The following is an 18,604-nucleotide window of genomic DNA, read 5'->3' as shown; positions in this document are numbered from 1 at the left end:
ATGGCTGCCGTGGCCGCCGCTGAAGGACCGACCGTTCGTCGCGTGAGCGCGCGCGCCGCCAAGGACGCCGTGCTCACGGGTGCGGTGGACCTGGCGCGCGCCGCGGCGGAGCAGGTCGCCGAGCACCCCGGGGACGTCGGGGAGCACCTGGGGACCCTCGCCGTCGAGGACCGCCTGATCTCCCACCTGTTCGCCTGCACCATGCTCGGGTACCGGGGGTGGCGCTGGACGGTGACGCTCGCGCGCGTGCCGCGCGGTCGGGTCGCGACGGTGTGCGAGGTCGAGCTCCTGCCGGGCGACGGCGCGATCCTGGCTCCCGAGTGGCTGCCGTGGTCGGAGCGTCTTCGCCCCGGCGACATCGGTGCGGGCGACGTCCTGCCCTTCCAGGCGGACGACCCGCGCCTCGAGCCGGGCTACGTGCCGACGGGCGACGAGGAGCAGGACGAGGTCGCGATCGAGGAGCTCGCGCTCGCTCGCGTCCGTGTCCTCTCGCCGCAGGGTCGGGACGAGGCCGCCGAGCGCTGGTACCGCGGCACGCGGGGCCCCACGGCGCCGGGCGCGGTCGCGTCGAGCGCCGAGTGCGGGTCGTGCGGCTTCCTGGTCCCGCTCCAGGGGGCGCTCGGGCAGCTCTTCGCGGTCTGCGCCAACCCGTGGTCTCCTGACGACGGCAAGGTCGTGAGCCTCGACCACGGGTGCGGGGCGCACTCCGAGACGGACGTCGAGCCGCACCCGACGGACTGGCCCGCGCCGGACCCGTTGATCGACGAGATGGACGTCGAGATCGTGCAGCTCCTCGACGCCGCGCAGGCGTCGAGCGAGACGGCCGAGCCGGCGGCGGACGGCGGCGCGGTGCGTCTCGACGTCCCGGTCGACGTCGAGGTCCCTGCCGAGGCTGCCGCCGTGGAGCGTTCGGCCGAGGTCGAGGCGAGCATCCAGCTCGCGCTGTCGCGCATCACGCTGCCCGAGCCGGGGACCTCGTCGGCCGGATCCTCGGGTGACGGGCCGGGCGACGAGCCCTCCGACCTGGGCGAGGGCGCGGCACCGGACGAGCCCACACGGTGACCGAGGACGCCTTCGGGACAGCGGCCCTGCGCCGGGCTGTCACGGAGGCGTGGCTCGCGTCGCCGACTCGCTTCCGCGAGGACGCGAACACCGAGGAGGACCAGGCGCGCGGCTACTACCGCGACCGCGTGGTCGTCGAGCTGGCGCAGAACGCGGCCGACGCCGCGGCGCACGGGGGCGCCCCGGGCCGTCTGGTCCTGCGCCTCGCGCCGGACGCTTCGGGTTCCTGGTGGCTCACGGCCGAGAACTCGGGCGCGCCCCTGGACGCGCGCGGTGTCGCGTCGTTGGCGTCGATGCGCGCCTCGGCGAAGGTCGTCCCCACGAAGCGCGCATCGGACGGGGCACGGCGGGCCTTCCCCGCCACGTCGTCCGGTTCAGACCCGACGGCGGAGCTCCAGCCCGTGGGCGAGGGGCCCGGGCGCGTGGGCCGGTTCGGCGTGGGCTTCGCGGCCGTGCGGTCGGTGGCCGACGAGATCGTGGTCCGGTCGACGCTGGGCGGCGTCGTGTTCTCGCTCGACCGCACGCGTGACGCCCTGGACGGGCTCACGGGAGCGCCCGGGGGGGAGCGTGCGGAGCAGGCGGACGCAGACCGGCTCGCGGCAGCGGTCCTCGAACGGGGAGCCGCGCTCCCGGTGCTGCGGCTCCCGTTCCCCACGGACCCGCTGCCGGCGTCGCCCGCGGGTCCGACGCTCGCCGGGCTCGAGCCGTCGCAGGGCCGGGACCTCGCGGGTCCCGACCGTGCGGAGGGCGCTCGCGAACCGGGCGGACCGTGGGCGCCGGACACCGTCGTGTCGCTGCGTCTGCGGGACGAGCAGGCGGTCCTGGCAGTGCGTCACCAGCTCGACGAGCTCGACGACGCGCTGCTCCTCGCTCTGCCCGCGCTCGACGAGGTCGTCGTGGTCGTCGCGGACACCGGCGAGGTGCGCCACCTCCAGGACGCCGATGCACGGTGGACCGTGCTGCGTGAGGCAGGGGAGAGCTCCGCCGACCTGCTCGCGTCGCTCCCGGTCGAGCAACAGCACGCGGGGTGGTCGCTCCTGTGGGCCTTGCCGCACGAGCCGACCGCGGTCTCCGGCCTGCTGCACGCGCCCACCCCGACGGACGAGCGGCTGACCTTCCCCGCGCTCCTCATCGCGTCCTTCCCGCTCGACCCGAGCAGGCGTCACGTCCTGCCCGGCCCCGTGACGGAGGATCTCGCGGCGCGGGCGGGCGAGGCCTATGCGCGTCTCCTCGCCCGACTGGCGGCGTGGGACGCGGGCGGCGCGAGCATCGCGGCCTCGGTGTCGGACGTCCAGACCGGTCACCTTCCCGGCACCGGCCGCAGCCACGTCCCCGGCCACGTCCTCGGGCTCGTCCCGACGGGCCTGCCCACGGGCGAGGTCGATGCGCGGATCCGTGAGGTGGCCCTCGACGCCCTGCGGGGCACACGGCTGCTCGCCCCGGTCAGGGAGGACAGAGCGGCGACGGCGCACAGGGACGACCAGGACGAGCCTGACGCCGCTCGGTACCTCGTCGCGCCGCGCGACGCCCAGGTCCTCGCGGGCGAGGTGGGCCGCGACCCGGACGTGCTCCGGGTCCTCGGGCGCTGGGTGCCCGGGCTCGTGGACGTCCCGTCGCCGTTCCTCGCGGTCGCGCGCTCGTTGGGCGTGCAGTCCCATGACCTGGCCGACGTGCTCGACGAGCTCCCCGCGGGCATGGGGCCCAGCAGCTGGCGCGAGGTCTACGCGGTCCTCGCGCCGCACCGGGGGCAGCCGGGGGGGCTCGACGCGCTCGGGGCGGTCACGGTGCCGCTCGCGGACGGCCGCACGGTGCGGGGGGCGCGCGGCACGCTCCTGCTGAGCCCGGGCGACGAGGTCCCGGGCGCGGACGGCGCGTCCGGCGCCGCTGGTTCCTCGCCGTTCCTCGCGCTCGCGCGCTCGCTCGGCCTGCGGCTCGTCCACCCGGAGGCCGCGCACCCGCTCCTCGAACGCCTGGGGGCCACGGTGTCCTCGGCGCGCACGCTCCTCGAGGAGCCCGCGGTCAGGGACCACGTCCTGCACCTCGCGGACGAGGCCGCGGACGGCGACCCTCTCCTGGGCGACCTCGAGGACGTCGGCGACGACGGGCCGGCGCTGTGGACGAACAGGCTGCCCGCGCCGGACACCGAGGCCGACGCGCCCGCCCCCGTTTCCGGCGCCCAGGGCGACGTACCCGCCCAGGTGCCCTCCGCCGTCGGGCAGGTGCTCGCCCTGGTGCGGGCCGCGCTCGACGAGGGCGCGCTGCCCGCCGAGCTGCCCTTCTGGCTCGGTGAGCTCCCCCTGCCCACGGCCGACGGCGATCTGTCCCCGGCGCGCGAGTGCGTGCTGCCCGGGTCGTGGGCTGCCGAGCACCTCGACGGGCTGGTGCCGCTCGCGGCGGAGGCCGAGCCGTCGGGCGCGTGGAGCGAGGACGTGCTGCGCGCGGTGGGCGTCCAGGCCGACGTGTCGGTCTACCGGGTCGCGGACGTCCTGACCCCGTGGGCCAGGGGGACCGACCTGGCCGACGACGCAGCCGACCCGGCCGACCCCCAGTCCTGGCTCGCAGGCTGGACCGACTACCTGGACTTCCTCGCGGGACTGCACGGTGGCGGGGCGTACGTGGGCGACCTCGTCGGGGTCGCGGACCTCGACGCCGTGGCCGACGACGCCTGGCCCGCCTTCCTCGCGCGCCTCGCGCACGACCCCGACGCCCGTGCGGCCCTCCTCGACCCCGTCCGGGGACAGGGGAGCGCGCGGGCGGGGGACGCGCCGTCGTACACCGCGTGGTGGCTGCGCAGGCACCTCGGCGCGCCCTTCGCGGCGCAGCCGGGCACCGTCCCCTTCCTCGCCGACCCGCCCCCGGAGGCGCGCGGTCTGGACGCCGAGATGGTGCGTGCGCTGGGCGGGGTCGTCCGGCTCGAGGACCTGGACCCGGCGGACTGGTCGGGGTACCTCGCCGCGCTGCCCGACGTCGGCACGCCCCTCCCGCTGACCGCCTCGCTCGCGGTGTGGCGCGGGCTGGGTGCGCTCGCGCGGCGCGTCCCCGCCGCGGAGGTGCTCGACGAGCTGCCCGAGCGGCTGCCCGGCCTGCGCGGGGGGCGCGCGACGTGCGTCGTCGCCGAGGACCTGGCGGTCGCGACGAGCGCCATGTGGGCGCAGGTGCGGACCGTGCTGCCCGTCGCGCCGGACGGCGCGGGTGACGCCGTGCGCGCGGGCGAGGCCCTCGCGGACCTGCTCGACCTCCCGCTGCTCGCGCCCCCGGGAAGCGCGGACGTCCCCGTGCCCGACGGCGAGGGCTCGCGCCAGGTGGTCGACGCCCGCGTCGTGGGGCTCGTCGAGGGAGTGCCTGGGCACTGGTTCGAGCACGACGTCCTGACCGTGGACGGTGTCGAGGTCGACTGGTGGGTGTGCGCGGGAGGTGGTGGCCCGGAGGTGCACGCCGCGACGACGTCGGCCCTCGCACGCGGTCTCGCCGCTGCAGCCGGGCGTGCGGACGCGCGGTACCTCCTCGAGGTCGCGCTCCTGGACCCCGACGGGGCCGACGAGCTGCGCGCCGAGTCGGCGTGGGACGGGGCCGACCCTCCGCGATGAGCCGCAGCACCACGGACAGTGCCGCATGAGCCGCGCGACGCCGTCGGACGACGCCCCCGCGAGCCGCGCGGCGCCCTCGACCGACGGGCCCTCGGGCATCTTCGACCGCCGGCTCGTGGGCGGTGTGTACGTCCCCACGTTCGTGTTCGAGGCCGGGGTCAGCGCGATCGTGCCCGTGATCGCGCTGACCGCTCTCTCGATGGGCGCGGGGATCGCGCTCGCGGGGTTCGTCGTGGCGCTCCTGGGGATCGGGCAGATCGCCGGGGACGTGCCCGCGGGCGCGTTCGCGGCGAGGTTCGGCGACCGGCGGGCCATGATGACGGCCGCCGCGGCGTCGGTCGTGGGTCTGGTCGCGTGCGCGCTCGCGCCCAACCTGTGGGTCCTGGGCGCCGGGGTGTTCTGCGTCGGCGTGACTAACGCGGTCTTCATGCTCGCTCGGCAGGCCTACCTGACCGAGGTCACGCCCGTGCTCAAGCGTGCCCGCGCGCTCTCGACGCTCGCGGGCACCCACCGGATCGGGGCGTTCGTCGGCCCGTTCGCGGCGGCGGCCGTGCTCGCGGTGTGGGACCTGCAGGCTGCGTACTGGCTGGCCGTGGGGACGAGCCTGCTCGCGGGGCTCGTGACGCTCGTGGTGCCCGACGTCGCGGCCGGGTCCACCGAGCACCGCAGGACCGTGGCACCGGTGAGCTTCCGGACCGTCCTGGTCCAGAATCGGCGGGTGTTCGCGACGCTCGGGCTCGCGGTCGTCATGGTCGGCGCGACGCGTGCGGCGCGCCAGGTCGTGCTGCCCCTGTGGTCGGACCAGCTGGGGTTCAGCCCGGCGACGACGAGCGTGATCTTCGGGCTGTCCGGTGCGGTCGACATGCTGCTCTTCTACCCGGCCGGCAAGGTCATGGACCGGATGGGTCGGCTGTGGGTCGCGATCCCCTGCATGGTGGTCCTGGGCGGGGCGATCGTCGTGCTGCCGCTCACGAGCACGGTCGCCGGGGTGGCCGTCGTCGCGATGGTCATGGGGTTCGGCAACGGGATCGGTTCGGGGATCCTCATGACGCTCGGGGCCGACGTCGCCCCGCCGGACGTCCGCGCCCAGTTCCTCGGGATCTGGCGCCTCTTCCAGGACTCGGGGGCCGCGCTGGGCCCGCTCGTCGTCTCGGCAGGGGCTGCGCTCGGCAGCCTCGCGGGCGGGATCGTCGCGTCCGGGTCGATCGGGCTGCTCGGCGCGGTCGCGCTCGCGAGGTGGGTGCCGCGATGGTCCGTGCACGCGAACCGGACCACACGCCGTCGGGCCGGGATCGAGACCTAGTCCCGATCACCGGCCCGTGGCGGTGCGTCCGGCGGTGTGCTCAGCGTGCCGAGCGGTACTGCGCCGTCAGGGGGCACTGGAACGGGTCGCGCGAGGCGATGCCCACCCGGTTGAGGTACGCGATGACGATCCGGTAGGAGTCGATCAGCGTCGTCTCGGTGTACTTGATGCCCTTGGCCTGGCAGAACTCGATGACCATGGGGCGGACCTTGCGCAGCGCGGGGCTCGGCATGCTGGGGAAGAGGTGGTGCTCGACCTGGAAGTTGAGGCCGCCCATGAAGACGTCCACGGCGCGGCCGCCGCGGATGTTGCGGCTCATCAGGACCTGGCGGCGCAGGAAGTCGATCTTGACGTCGGGCGCGATGACCGGCATGCCCTTGTGGTTGGGCGCGAACGAGGCGCCCATGAGAAAGCCGAACACGGCGAGCTCGACGCCGATGAACGCGAACGCGATGCCCACGGGCATGAGCAGGAAGACCGCTGCGACGAACCCGACGAGCCGGATCGTGACGAACGTGATCTCGACCGCGCGACGCTTGACCGGCTCCTTGCCGAAGATCGTCTTGAGGCCGTTGACGTGCAGGTTGAGGCCCTCGAGGAGCAGGAGCGGGAAGAACCAGTAGCCCTGGTGCGACGCGAGCCACCCTCGGATCCCGGTCTTGGGCTTCTCGAGGGTCTCGGTCTCCCACACGAGGACGCCGTTGATCATGTCCGGGTCGGTACCCAGGACGTTGGGCTTCTGGTGGTGCTTGGAGTGCTTGTGCAGCCACCAGCCGTAGCTGAGCCCGCCGAAGAGGTTCGCGATGACCAGGCTCGCCCAGTCGTTCCACTGGCCCGAGCGGAAGATCTGGCGGTGCGCCGCGTCGTGGCCGAGGAACGCCATCTGCGTGAACAGCACGCCCAGCGCGCCCGCGATCGCGAGCTGCCACCACGAGTCGCCCAGGAGGACCATGCCCACGCCGCACGCGGCGAGCAGCGCCACGATGCCCGCGAACCGCGCCCAGTAGTAGGCGTAGCGGCGGCGCATGAGCCCGGTCTCCTGGACCATGCGGGTCAGCTCGGAGAAGTCGCTGACCTGTCGCTGCCGAGCCGACGGGGCCTTCGACTGAGGAGGGTCGAGGTCCAGTACCGCGCTGCTAGCCGTCATCATCGTCCGCTCGTGGATCGGGGGGCGGACGCAGAACAAGACGCCGCGTGATCGACTCTACGAACGGGGCAGGTGAAGAACTATGGGGCTGTCCCCCCTATCGGGAGGGCGGCGCGGGAAGCGGGCCGACGAAGGCCCCCGGCGAGTGCTGCTCACTCGGACGAGCGGTACTCCGCGCGGTTCCTGCGCTCCCACGCGAGCCCGACGACCCCGAGCAGGAGGCCGGCGCCGCACGTCGCGGGTGCCTCGTACGTCGCGTGGCCGAGCACGAGCAGGACGAGGGAGACGGCGAGGGCGATCGCCCAGAGGGACATCCCGACGAGAGCCACGTGGCGCAGGTCGACGCGGAGCGCCGGCGGGTTGGGGCGGCGCCGCTCCGGGTGGATCAGGAGGGAGATCATCGAGGGCACGCGACGAGTCTAGTGCCGGTCGCGTGCAGGGGGGAGCGGGTGAAAAGACCGAGCGCGACGAGCAGGCCGGAGTGGACGTGCCGGCCGTGCGGGGGCGCCCCGGTGCGTGCTGAGGCGGCTCCGGGCCCGCTGAATGCCCTCATTCCGGCACGATGCCCCTTTCACCCGGTGATCGGCGTCACAACCCCAGGGCTCGCCCATCTCTCCTGTGTGAGACGAACGATGGACGAGGGTTCCGTCGGCGCCTCGACAGCCGCTAGTATCCGAAGGCTCGATGAACGCTCGGATCTGGACGCACGTCCAGGTTTCGGGGTGGCGCACCGCAGCGTCCCCCAGGAGATCACTTCGTCGGGACCTTTATTTGGACGGTCGTCCGACTCCCATTCTTGCTTCAGCCCCCACGGGTGCTCCCTGCCCGGAAGCGCTGAATCACAAGGCTGAGACCCGGGCGTCTGCAACCTTCTCACCCGGGTGAAAAGGCGTTCGCAGCATTCTTATTACCTGAGGGCGGCTCCTAGTATGAGTCGTTCCGCGCAGTCAAGAAGTCGGCTGCAGGACTTTATCGAGAGGTAGCCGGGCCATGGCCGGAAGCGTCATCCACGACACGCGTCGTGGACTCCGCCACATCTTCACCGCATCGCCTGCTGCTCCTCTCCGGGCGGCCCGTGCGTCGTTCGCCGAGGTCTCCTGGGACAGGTCGTACCGGATCCGCCTCGTGGCGACCGACACGCTCGCCATCATGGTCGGGGTCGTCGCCGCCTACTTCCTGCGCTGGGACAAGTTCATCAGCCAGCCGGTCCGTGAGGACGTCGGCGTCCCGTACCTGGTCCTGAGCGTGCTGATCGGCGTCGCCTGGGCAGGTTCGCTCGCGTTCTCCAAGACGCGGGACGTGCGGATCGTCGGCAGCGGGCCCACCGAGTACCAGCGGGTCTTCGACTCCTCGTGGCGGTTGTTCGCCGTCCTGGCGATCCTCGCCTTCCTCTTCCGCTTCCCGGAGGGGCGCGGCTACCTCGTCGTCGCGTTCCCCCTGGGGCTCGGGGGTCTCCTCCTGGGGCGCTACCTCTGGCGCCAGTGGCTCCACCGCAAGCGTGCCGCCGGTTCGCACCGGACCGCTGTCCTGGCGATCGGCCACCGCGACCAGGCCGAGCGGCTGATCCGCGACCTCAACGAGCGCGACAGCTCGGGCTACCGCGTCGTGGCGGTGTGCATCCCCAGCGGCCCTGTGCGTGACGGCGACTCGATCCTGGGCGTCCCGATCCTCGGGGACCTGCGGTCCGCGGGCCAGATCGCCGCACGGGTCGAGGCCGGGTGCGTCGCGGTGAGCGGCTCGGACGCCGTGACCGCGGACGTCGTGCGGCACCTGAGCTGGGAGCTCGAGCCCGTCGGGGTCGACCTCATGCTCACGACCGAGCTGGTCGACGTGGCCGGTCCGCGCATCACCATCACCCCCGCGGAGTCGGTGTCGCTCCTCCACGTCGACGCCCCGCGGTTCACGGGCCCCAAGTTCGTGTTCAAGTCGATCTCGGACTGGTTCGGCGCGGCGATCCTCACGGTGCTGCTCCTGCCCGTGCTGATCACGGTGGGTCTCGCGGTGTGGCTCACGAGCAAGGGCCCCGTCTTCTACTCGCAGCGGCGTGTGGGCCGCAACGGCGAGACCTTCTCGATGCTCAAGTTCCGCTCGATGCGCGTGGACGCGGAGCTCGACCTCACGGCGCTCGCGCAGGCGAACGAGGGGTCCGGGCTGCTGTTCAAGATCCGCGACGACCCGCGCGTGACCCCGGTGGGTCGTTTCATCCGCCGGTACTCGCTCGACGAGCTGCCCCAGATCTTCAACGTGCTGCGCGGGGACATGAGCCTCGTGGGCCCGCGCCCGCCCCTGCCGCGCGAGGTCAGCCAGTACGAGAAGAAGGTGCGTCGCCGCCTCCTGGTCAAGCCGGGCCTCACGGGCCTGTGGCAGGTGGGTGGCCGCTCGGACCTCTCCTGGGAGGAGAGCGTGCGCCTCGACGTGTACTACGTGGAGAACTGGACCATGTTCGGCGACTTCCTGATCCTGGCCCGCACGGCGCGCGCCGTGGTGTCGGGGCACGGGGCGTACTGAGCGTCGTTCACTAGCACGTAACGCCACCGATTCGGGGGCGCGACACGACATCTGGCACCATTCTCCCCATGACCACCACGACTGACGAGCGCGAAGCACCCCCGCGTTCCAGCGGCATCGACCGCTTCTTCAAGATCACCGAGCGCGGCTCGACCATCGGCGCGGAGATCCGTGGCGGTCTCGTCACGTTCTTCGCGATGTCCTACATCATCATCCTGAACCCGATCATCCTCTCGGGTGCGGACGGCACGGGCCGCTTCCTGGGCGGCGGCACCGACGGGCCGAACATGGCCATGATCGCGGCCACCACGGCGCTCGTCGCCGGGATCATGACCATCGCGATGGGCGTCTTCGCGAACTACCCCATGGCTCTGGCCGCAGGCCTCGGCCTCAACGCGGTCGTCGCGTTCACGATCGCCACGATCCCCGACGTCACGTGGGCCGACGCGATGGGCATCGTTGTCATCGAGGGCCTCATCATCCTCGTGCTCGTCCTCACGGGCTTCCGGGAGGCCGTGTTCCGCGCCGTCCCGGTCGAGCTCAAGACCGCGATCAGCGTCGGTATCGGCCTGTTCATCGCGCTCGTCGGCCTGGTCAACGCGGGCTTCGTCGCCTCGGGCGGCGGGACGCCGCTCCAGCTCGGTGCGACCGGGTCGCTCGCGGGCTGGCCCATCCTCGTCTTCGTGGTGGGCCTGGTCCTCATGATCGTCCTGTGGGTCCGCAAGGTCCGGGGCGCGATCCTCATCTCGATCCTCGCTGCGACGGTTCTCGCGGTGGTCATCCAGGCGATCGCGGGCGTCGGCACCAAGGGCGCCGGTGCGGCGAACGGCTGGAGCCTGAACGCCCCGGCCCTCGACGGCAGCCCGGTCTCCGTGCCGGACTTCGGCCTGCTCGGCCAGTTCTCGCTGCTGGGCTCGATCGAGAAGGTCGGCGTCGTCACGGTCGTGCTGCTCGTCTTCTCGCTGCTCCTCGCGGACTTCTTCGACACCATGGGCACCATGGTCGCCGTGGGCTCGGAGGGCGGCCTGCTCGACGAGACGGGCAACCCGCCCAAGTCGCGCGCGATCCTGGTCGTCGACTCGATCGCGGCCGCCGCCGGCGGCGCTGCGAGCGTCTCGTCCAACACGAGCTACGTGGAGTCGACGACCGGCGTGGGCGAGGGGGCTCGCACGGGGCTCTCGGCTGTCGTGACCGGCATCGCGTTCCTGCTGGCGACGTTCCTCTCGCCGCTCGTCGCCCTGGTCCCGAGCGAGGCCGCAGCGCCCGCCCTGGTCCTCGTCGGCTTCCTCATGATGACCCAGATCACGGGCATCAAGTGGAACAACGTCGAGGTGGCCATCCCGGCATTCCTCACGATCGCGCTCATGCCCTTCACGTACTCGATCACGGCCGGGATCGGTGCGGGCTTCCTGGCGTTCGTGGTCATCAAGCTGGCGCTGGGCAAGATCAAGGCGATCCACCCGCTCATGTGGGTGGCCGCGGCCGCGTTCGTCATCTACTTCACCCTCGACCCGATCAGCGACGCCCTGGGCGTCTGACGTACGCTCGCTGGCGATGACCTCGCCGATCCTGCACCTGACGCCCACGCTCCAGTCCTACGACTGGGGTTCGAGGAGCGCCCTGCACTCCCTGCTGGGGCTGGAGCAGGACGGAGGTCCCCTCGCCGAGATGTGGATGGGGGCACACCCGAAGGGCCCGTCGTCGGCTTCGGCCGACGGCGGGCCTTCGGCGTCCTTGGCGGACCTGATCCACGCCGACCCGGTCGCGATGCTCGGGCAGCGTGTGCTGGACGAGTACGGACCTCGTCTGCCGTACCTGCTCAAGGTGCTCGCGGCGGATCGCGCGCTGTCGTTGCAGGTCCACCCGCAGCCGCACCGGGCGCGGGCGGGGTTCAACCGCGAGAACCGGGCGGGCATCCCACGAGGGTCGGCCGAGCGCAGCTTCCACGACGACCAGCACAAGCCGGAGATGGTCGTCGCGATCAGCAGGTTCGAGGGACTCTCGGGGTTCCGGCGTCCGGCGCGGGTCCTGGAGCTGCTCGACGGGCTCCGGGGGGACCTGGTCGCCCGGATGCGGGCCGCGCTCGCGGCGCGCCCTTCTGCAGCCGGGTTGCAGGAGGCGTTCACGCTCGCGCTGCACGCGAGGACCCTGCCCGACGTCGCAGCGGACCTGGCCGTGACGGTCGCCGACGTCGCTGCTCGGCTGGGTGCGGGCACGACGTCGCCTCGCGCAGACGCCACCGTGGTGTCTCTTGCGGAGCAGCACCCGGGGGATCCCGGGGCGATCGTGTCGATGATGCTCAACCGCGTCACGCTCGAGCCGGGGGAGTCGATGTTCGTCCCGGCCGGGCACGTGCACGCCTACCTCTCGGGGTGCGCGGTCGAGGTCATGTCGAGCTCGGACAACGTGCTGCGTGCCGGGCTGACCACCAAGCGGGTGGACGTCGAGGCCCTGCTGGCGTGCGTCGCGTACGCACCAGGGCCTGCGGCCCGCCCGCGGGTCCGGCGGCTCGGGGCGGGGACCGCGCCCGGACGTCGGGGCACGCTCGCGGCCGGCGGCAGGCTGCAGGAGTACCGGGCGGCGATCCCGGAGTTCGCGCTCGTCATGGGAGAGGTGACCGTCGGCGACGGGTCCGTGGCAGTGCCGGCCGACGGGCCCCGGATCGTGCTGGTCCTCGACGGGCAGATCGAGGTGGAGTGTCCTGCTGCCGGTAGTGGCACACCGGGTGAATCTCTGCAGGCAGTGGTGCGCGCGGGCGAGTCGGTCTTCGTCCCGCACGCTGCAGGAACGTTGGCGCTGCGCGGATCAGGGCGGACGGTCGTCGCGTACGTGCCGTGAGGCACATGCCACTGTGAGCCACCTGGGAGCGGTACTATAGTGCCGCACTCCGAGGCCTGCTCGTCCGAGCACTTCCCGCGTCCGCGCTGGATACGGGTGCTCCAAGGCAACGAGCAGGATGGCAGATGTGACTACTCGCAGGGGCGGGGGTCTGGGCGCGGCGCGCCGGGCCCTCTGGCATCTTCGGCATGGCGGGGTCTCCCAGCTGCAGTCCTTCCTGCGTCGGCAGCGCGTTCCCTCCCCGGGGAGCGGGCAAGGTGGGTACCGCACCAGTCATGACGAACTGACGTTCGACCCGTGGGACTTCTCTGGCCGTCTCCCTGCTCGGCCTGGCTTGCGTGTGGGCGTCATCCTCGACGACTTCTCCCGGCTCGCGTTCGCGTTCGAGTGGGACCAGGTGCTGCTCAAGCCCTCGTCATGGCGTCAGGTGCTGGCTGACGAACCGATCGAACTGCTCTTCGTCGAGTCGGCATGGAACGGCAATGGCGGGGCCTGGCAGTACCACCTCACCGGGACGTCGGCCCCCCGGCCGGCGTTCGTCGAGCTGGTCGCGTACTGCCGTGAGCGGGGCATCCCGACGGTCTTCTGGAACAAGGAGGACCCGGTCCACTTCGAGGACTTCCTCGATGCGGCGGCGCTCTTCGACCACGTCTGCACGACCGACGTCGACCGGGTACCTGACTACGTCGCGCGGCTCGGCCACGACCGTGTGAGCGTTCTCCCCTTCGCCGCGCAGCCCGCGATCCACAACCCGGTCCGGCCGCACGGGCGCGGCCCGGAGCGGGACGTCGCGTTCGGCGGTATGTACTTCGCCCACAAGTACCCCGAACGTCGTGAGCAGATGGACCTGCTCCTGGGTGGGGCGTTCGACGTCTCGTCGCGCATGGAGCACGGGCTGGAGATCTTCTCTCGCTTCCAGGGCGGCGACAAGAACTACCAGTTCCCGGAGCCGTTGGCCGACCGCGTGGTGGGCTCTTTGGACTACGAGCGGATGCTCACGGCCTACCGCGAGTACAAGGTGTTCCTCAACGTGAACTCGATCGTGGGCTCCCCGAGCATGTGCGCTCGCCGGGTCTTCGAGATCACGGCCTGCGGCACACCTGTCGTGACGACCCCGAGCCGCGCGATCGGGGAGTTCTTTCCCGCGGACGAGGTGTTCGTGGTCTCCGACCGCGCCGAGGCAGGGAACACGATCAGGGCGCTCGTCCGTTCCGAGGAGCTGCGCGACCGCGCGACGCACCTGGGGCAGCGCAGGATCTGGCGCGAGCACACGTACGGGGCCCGCGTTCAGAGCGTGCTGCACGGCGTCGGCCTGGCGGACTCGCCCGCGGTGCCGCGCGCGTCGGTCACTGCCCTGGTCTCGACCAACCGGCCGCTCCAGCTCGACCACGTCCTGCGGACCGTCGGCAGCCAGCAGGAGGTCACGCTGCAGCTGGCGCTGCTGACCCACGGTTTCGAGGTCGACGAGGCGGACCTGCGTCTGCGTGCCAAAGAGGCAGGCGTCGAGGACCTGGTGCTCCTGACTGCTGGCTCTGATGTGTCGCTCGGAAGCTGCCTCAACCGCCTGGTCGCCGCCGCGGACGGAGACGTCGTGGCCAAGATGGACGACGACGACCTCTACGGCGCGCAGTACCTCTCCGACCAGCTGTACGCCATGGTTTACAGCGGTGCGGATGTCGTCGGCAAGCAGGCGCACTACATGTACGTCGAGGGCATGGACGCCACGCTGCTGCGTTTCGCAGACCGTGAGCGCCGCTTCACGGACTTCGTGATGGGACCGACCATCGTCGCCCGGCGAGACCTGGCGGCGGGCACACCCTTCCACGATGTGGGCCGCGGCGAGGACTCGGGATTCCTCCGGGATGCTGTGGATGCGGGGGCGCGCGTGTATTCGGCGGACCGCTTCAGCTTTGTCCAGGTGCGCTCCGGTTCCGGGGCGCACACCTGGTCGGTCACTGACGCCGAGCTGCTTGCGAGCGGCCGCGTCGAGTTCTACGGGCGTGCGGACTCGCACGTCCTCGTCTGAGCAGGGAGAACGGAAACACCATGGGCATCAGCTCTGTCGCGGTGATCGGACTGGGGTACATCGGGCTTCCGACGGCCGCGATCTTGGCGTCGCAGGACCTCACGGTCCTGGGGGTCGACATCAGCCAGCGGACTGTCGACGCGGTGAACCGCGGCGATGTCCCGTTCGTCGAGCCTGACCTGGCGACGTACGTCGCGGGGGCCGTGACGCAGGGGAAGTTGAGCGCAGCGCTCACGCCGTCACCGGCGGACGCCTTCATCGTGGCCGTGCCCACACCCTTCACCGACGGTATGAAGCCGGACCTGTCGTACATCCGGGCTGCTGCCCAGGCGATCGCGCCCCAGCTGCAGGGGGGCGAGCTCTTGATCCTCGAGTCGACGTCCCCTCCCGGGGCGACGCAGCGCATGGCTGACTGGATCCTCGAGGCCCGTCCGGATCTGAGCCTGGACGGCTCGGGAGACCGCCCGGTCATCCACGTCGCGCACTGCCCGGAGCGAGTGCTCCCTGGGCGCGTCATGATCGAGCTCGTCACGAACGACCGTATCGTCGGTGGCCTCACGGCCGAGGCTGCTGAGCGGGCTCGCGATCTCTATCAGGTGTTCTGCCAGGGCGAGATCCTCCTGACGGACGCCGTGACGGCGGAGATGGCAAAGCTCGTCGAGAACTCGTTCCGCGATGTGAACATCGCGTTCGCGAACGAGCTTTCGGTCATCAGCGACAACCTGGGCATCGACGTCTGGGAACTGATCCGCCTCGCGAACCACCACCCACGCGTGAACATCCTCCAGCCGGGCCCGGGCGTGGGTGGACACTGCATCGCCGTCGACCCCTGGTTCATCGTCGACGCAGCCCCTGAGGATGCACAACTGATCCGCACTGCCCGCGAGGTCAATGACGCGAAGCCGCAGTGGGTCATCGACAAGGTACGCACAGCAGCCGAGGGCGTCTCGAACCCGACCGTGGCCGCACTGGGCCTCGCCTTCAAGGCGAACATCGACGACCTCCGTGAGTCGCCGGCGCGCAAGATCGTCGGGCAACTCGCAGACGAGATGGCCGATGCGACGATCCTCGTCGTCGAGCCGCACATCGAGGAGCTCCCCAAGGAATTGGCGAACCGCCGAAACGTCGAGCTGGTGTCACTCGAGGGCGCGTTGAGTCGGGCCGACGTCTCGGTTCTGCTCGTGGACCACGAGCAGTTTGTCGCGGCTGGAGCGGGACTTGCGGACGCGTCGCGTCTCATCGACACACGCGGGATCGTTCGCCGTGTCAACGTTGGCGTGAAGTGATGGGTCGTCGTGGCCTCAAGTTGGCAGTCCTCACGGCGGTCGTCGCACTATCCGCCCTCCTTGGAGTCCTCTGCGTATCACTGGGACTGCCTTGGTGGGGATCTCTTGCAGCTGCCTTGATCGTCTTGACCGTTCTGCTTGCCTGTGCGTCGACCATACGTACGGTGCGCCGACAGATGCAGACGCGTTTGGAAATCCTCAAGGAGATCCAGGCGCGTCAGAGGCGAGACACGGCAGTACTTGCGAACATTGCGGGTACTACCGGCCGGACGGCGCCAATAGTGCGCCAGGTGGCATCCGAGCTTGATCGGCTCGGCGACAGTGCTCAGCGTGGTCCTGGCGCCTCCAAGCCTCAGCCCAAGACTCATCTGAACATTCCGACGGCAAACGGCCTCGCATTTCCGCCATTTCAAATGAACGCTGGCGCTCCACGGAGACCCGGTCTGAATGTCGCCGTGATTCTCGATGAATTCTCAGCCGCCGCGTTTGCGCCGGAGTGGAATCAGCACGCCGTCACGCCCGAAGGGTGGCGCGTAACGCTCGATACGACCGCGATAGACCTTCTATTTGTGGAATCAGCCTGGAATGGGAATGACGGGGCATGGCTCTATCATGTCGTCGGCACGTCGGCGCCCAGGCCTGCTTTGGTAGACCTGATCCAGGAATGTGGCCGACGTGGAATCCCAACAGTATTCTGGAACAAGGAGGATCCTCCTCATTTTGAGGACTTCCTCGAGACCGCGCAGCTCTTTGATCACGTTTTCACCACGGACGTCAACTGTGTCGACGAGTACAAGAAAAGGCTAGGGCATCAGAGGGTCGGCGTCCTCCCATTTGCTGCACAGGCCCGCTACCACAACCCGGCGAGACCAGGAAAGGTCCACCGTGATCTCGAGGTCGCTTTTGGCGGGATGTACTTCCGACACAAGTACCCTGAGCGCAGAGAACAGCTCGACTACTTGCTGCCAGCTGCAAAGAACCACAAACTTGACATCTATTCGCGACATTTGGGCAAGAATGAAGACTATCGCTTTCCAGCGCCTTTCGACGAAAGCGTGCGTGGGAGTCTCGCATACCCCGAGATGCTCATGGCGTACCATCGCTACAAGGTGTTCATAAACGTCAACTCAGTCGTAGATTCTCCGAGCATGTGTGCGCGACGCATCTTCGAGGTGACGGCATCGGGTGCATCGATTGTCTCTCCGCCTTCCCCTGCGATCGATACGTTCTTCCCAACGGGGGAAATTGCGACCGCGGGTGATCAGAAGAGCGCCAAGCATGCTTTTCGCGGGCTTTTGCGCTCCGAGGAGTACCGGCAGCGACAGGTGCACATTGCTCAGCGTCGGATTTGGAGTGCGCATACATACACCCACCGTGTTGCGAAGGTGCTGGAATCGGCGAGCATCCCGGACAGCTACAGGACACCATCGGTGTCCATCCTTGTGCCGACCGTCCGTCCCGCTAACGTCGAGGAGATATTCCGGAATGTTGCACGCCAGTCAGCAGTGAATCCTGAGCTCGTACTCCTCACGCACGGGTTCGAGATTGACGCTGGAGATGCTGCAAGGCTTGCTCGGCAGAGTGGAGTCGAGAACCTCGTTCTGTTGAGCGCGGAACGTTCGCAGTCGCTCGGCGCCGTCCTAAATCGAATGGTGGACGCGGCATCCGGCGATCTGGTCTCAAAGATGGACGATGACGACTACTACGGTCCTCATTATCTGGAGGATCTGCGCCACGCGCACTACTTCGCGGATGCGGAGATCGTGGGGAAGGCGGCGTCGTACATCTACTTCCAATCCAGGAACGCTACTGTAATCAACTATGAGTCGCACGAGCATCGCTACACCGACTTTGTTCGGGGAGCGACATTAACAGGATCCCGAGCAGTATTCCGCGAGATCGGTTTTGAAGATCGACGGTCATCTGAAGACTCGACCTTCCTGCGCGCAGTCAGTTTGGCAGGCGGGCGAATTTATGCAGCGGATCGGTTCAACTTCGTGATCAATCGTAATGCGGCGCCCGGTGCGCACACGTGGACAGTCGGTGACGACGAGCTCTTTGCGTCGGGTCGCTTCGTCATGACAGGATCGCCCCGAGAGCATGTCAGTATCTAGTACTACAGCGGGACCCCGGCCAGAGCCCCGGCAAAGTCGTTGTCCCGCCATGCTGACCAGGATTGTCGACCGGGTATGTTGCACGAATGGGTGATACCTGACCTGTGGTATCTGAGGGTGCTGCTGGAAGGATGTTGACCGCGCCCAGACGCCATCCCGGGGCTTGACCCCTGATCGTGGACACGCGGGTGGTTTCACGCGGCGAGTGCCAGCGTAGCTTTGTGGTGGGCGTTCTCGTAGTCGACGGGGCTGCGGTAGCCGCAGGTGGAGTGGCGCCTTCGGGTGTTGTAGCGGGTGATCCACGCGAAGACGTCGCGGCGAGCCTGGAGGGCGTCGGGCCAGCCGTGGGCGCCGGCGAGCGTTTCGCGCTTGAGCGAGGCGTTGAACGACTCGGCCATCGGTTGTCCGCGCTCGTGCCGACCTTGCCCATCGAGCGCTTCACGCCCAGGGTCTTACACAGGGCCGCATAGTCCTTGGACGTGTACTGGGCGCCGTGGTCGCTGTGGAAGACCGCGCCGGCGAGACTCCCACGCTCACGGGCGGCGGACAGCAGGGCGTCGGCTACCAGGTCGGTGCGCATGTGGTCGGCGATGGACCACCCGACCAGCCTGCGCGAGAAGCAGTCGATGACGGTGGCCAGGTAGAGGAAGCCGCCATCTGCGCAGGGCAGGTAGGTGATGTCCCCGACGTAGCGGGTGTTCGGCTCGCTCGCCGTGAAGTCACGTTCGAGCAA

The 18,604-nt window shown here is 69.9% G+C and carries 11 protein-coding genes and 1 pseudogene; 9 read left to right on the top strand and 3 right to left on the bottom strand.

The window, feature by feature from the left end; translation table 11 throughout:
• From H9641_RS06120 to H9641_RS06110, 3 genes are read left to right on the top strand one after another with little or no spacing between them, the layout of a single operon-like run.
• Positions 1–1,062 carry a DUF3027 domain-containing protein gene (locus H9641_RS06120; protein ID WP_191801977.1) on the top strand — a complete coding sequence of 354 codons (1,062 nt, stop codon included), beginning with the start codon at positions 1–3 and terminating at the stop codon, positions 1,060–1,062.
• Complete coding sequence (locus H9641_RS06115) at positions 1,059–4,649, top strand: ATP-binding protein (RefSeq protein WP_191801975.1); 3,591 nt, start codon at positions 1,059–1,061, stop codon at positions 4,647–4,649. The genes H9641_RS06120 and H9641_RS06115 overlap by 4 nt, the downstream gene beginning before the upstream one ends.
• A gap of 25 nt (positions 4,650–4,674) precedes the next feature.
• Positions 4,675–5,952 carry an MFS transporter gene (locus H9641_RS06110; protein ID WP_191801973.1) on the top strand — a complete coding sequence of 426 codons (1,278 nt, stop codon included), beginning with the start codon at positions 4,675–4,677 and terminating at the stop codon, positions 5,950–5,952.
• A 40-nt stretch (positions 5,953–5,992) separates the two neighbouring features.
• On the opposite strand, the gene H9641_RS06105 is transcribed toward H9641_RS06110, so the two are convergent.
• Both H9641_RS06105 and H9641_RS06100 read right to left on the bottom strand, forming a co-directional pair.
• Entirely contained in the window at positions 5,993–7,000 is a 1,008-nt protein-coding gene (locus H9641_RS06105; RefSeq protein WP_225220081.1) for a fatty acid desaturase family protein, read from the bottom strand.
• Positions 7,001–7,251: 251 nt separating this feature from the next.
• Positions 7,252–7,500, bottom strand: coding sequence for a DUF2530 domain-containing protein (locus H9641_RS06100; RefSeq protein WP_225220090.1), 249 nt, complete (start codon positions 7,498–7,500; stop codon positions 7,252–7,254).
• Between the two features lie 589 nt (positions 7,501–8,089).
• Between H9641_RS06100 and H9641_RS06095 the strand changes: the two genes are divergently transcribed.
• The 6 genes from H9641_RS06095 (at position 8,090) to H9641_RS06070 (ending at position 17,871) form a co-directional block, all read left to right on the top strand.
• Positions 8,090–9,607: a sugar transferase gene (locus tag H9641_RS06095; RefSeq protein WP_191801966.1), complete on the top strand. Its 1,518-nt coding sequence runs from the start codon at positions 8,090–8,092 to the stop codon at positions 9,605–9,607.
• 68 nt (positions 9,608–9,675) lie between these two features.
• The gene (locus H9641_RS06090; protein ID WP_191801964.1) at positions 9,676–11,145 is read left to right on the top strand and encodes an NCS2 family permease; all 1,470 of its coding nucleotides are present in this window, start codon (positions 9,676–9,678) and stop codon (positions 11,143–11,145) included.
• Positions 11,146–11,161: 16 nt separating this feature from the next.
• Positions 11,162–12,445 carry a mannose-6-phosphate isomerase, class I gene (gene manA / locus H9641_RS06085; RefSeq protein WP_191801962.1) on the top strand — a complete coding sequence of 428 codons (1,284 nt, stop codon included), beginning with the start codon at positions 11,162–11,164 and terminating at the stop codon, positions 12,443–12,445.
• A 340-nt stretch (positions 12,446–12,785) separates the two neighbouring features.
• Entirely contained in the window at positions 12,786–14,471 is a 1,686-nt protein-coding gene (locus H9641_RS06080) for a glycosyltransferase family protein (protein WP_318244406.1), read from the top strand.
• 20 nt (positions 14,472–14,491) lie between these two features.
• Entirely contained in the window at positions 14,492–15,757 is a 1,266-nt protein-coding gene (gene wecC, locus H9641_RS06075) for a UDP-N-acetyl-D-mannosamine dehydrogenase (RefSeq protein ID WP_191801959.1), read from the top strand.
• A 290-nt stretch (positions 15,758–16,047) separates the two neighbouring features.
• A complete protein-coding gene (locus tag H9641_RS06070; RefSeq protein WP_318244405.1) occupies positions 16,048–17,871 on the top strand; it encodes a glycosyltransferase family protein in 1,824 nt (607 codons plus the stop codon).
• Between the two features lie 194 nt (positions 17,872–18,065).
• Here the strand turns inward: H9641_RS06070 and H9641_RS20020 are convergent.
• Positions 18,066–18,604 (bottom strand): annotated as a pseudogene (locus H9641_RS20020) (IS3 family transposase); the annotation flags it as partial.

It is taken from the genome of Oerskovia merdavium (assembly GCF_014836755.1).
Lineage (GTDB): Bacteria > Actinomycetota > Actinomycetes > Actinomycetales > Cellulomonadaceae > Oerskovia > Oerskovia merdavium.
This window is presented reverse-complemented; position numbering and strand designations above follow the sequence as displayed.

Excerpts from the sequence above, each read along its gene's own strand:
- H9641_RS06120 (WP_191801977.1), top strand. The coding sequence starts at position 1 with ATGGCTGCCGTGGCCGCCGCTGAAGGACCGACCGTTCGTCGCGTGAGC.
- H9641_RS06110 (WP_191801973.1), top strand. The coding sequence starts at position 4,675 with ATGAGCCGCGCGACGCCGTCGGACGACGCCCCCGCGAGCCGCGCGGCG.
- H9641_RS06105 (WP_225220081.1), bottom strand. The coding sequence starts at position 7,000 with ATGGTCCAGGAGACCGGGCTCATGCGCCGCCGCTACGCCTACTACTGG.
- H9641_RS06100 (WP_225220090.1), bottom strand. The coding sequence starts at position 7,500 with ATGATCTCCCTCCTGATCCACCCGGAGCGGCGCCGCCCCAACCCGCCG.
- H9641_RS06095 (WP_191801966.1), top strand. The coding sequence starts at position 8,090 with ATGGCCGGAAGCGTCATCCACGACACGCGTCGTGGACTCCGCCACATC.
- H9641_RS06090 (WP_191801964.1), top strand. The coding sequence starts at position 9,676 with ATGACCACCACGACTGACGAGCGCGAAGCACCCCCGCGTTCCAGCGGC.
- manA (WP_191801962.1), top strand. The coding sequence starts at position 11,162 with ATGACCTCGCCGATCCTGCACCTGACGCCCACGCTCCAGTCCTACGAC.
- wecC (WP_191801959.1), top strand. The coding sequence starts at position 14,492 with ATGGGCATCAGCTCTGTCGCGGTGATCGGACTGGGGTACATCGGGCTT.